This is a genomic window from Vibrio sp. 2132-1, assembly GCF_033344315.1.
On the sequence record NZ_JAWPON010000498.1, the window covers coordinates 1 to 622 of the forward strand.

The 622-nt window shown below is 45.7% G+C and carries 1 protein-coding gene; it reads left to right on the forward strand.

Annotation, left to right across the window (positions count from 1 at the left end):
- The coding region (locus tag R8N47_RS26275; protein ID WP_318186240.1) for an alpha-amylase family glycosyl hydrolase at positions 1–622 on the forward strand (622 nt) is incomplete at both ends.

Genomic DNA, 622 nt, shown 5'->3' on the forward strand with positions numbered 1-622 from the left:
ATGAAGATCGTATTGGATGCGGTCTTTAACCATACTTCTGTGCATCACCCTTGGTTTGATATTCAGCAGAAAGGTAAAGGCGCATACGGGAATCCTCAATCCGATTTTCGCGACTATTACTTTTTTGATGGGGAGAGTAATCACTATATTGGCTGGAAAGGTATCGACAATCTGCCGGTATTGAATTTTGAGAATCACGAAGTCAGAGAATATATCTACCAAGGTGAGGCATCGGTTATCAAACATTGGCTGAAGCCGCCATATTCCGTGGATGGCTGGCGTTTTGATGTCATTCATATGCTAGGTGAAGGGGAGGGGGCGAAAAACAACGCTCACTACGTGAAAGCATTTCGCCAAGCGACCAAATCCGTTAATCCGAATGCTTATGTGTTAGGTGAGCATTTTTTTGAGGCGACTCAATGGCTGCAAGGGGAGCAAGAAGACGGCGCGATGAACTACTACGGGTTTGCCCACCCGGTTCGAGCGATTATCGCGCAGCAAGACATCACGTACGACCCAATCGATATAGATGGTTTTGAATTCAAAGCGTGGTTGGATGAATCCAGAGCAAAAGTTCCTTTTGCCAATCAGCTCTCACAACTCAATCAACTTGATAGCCATG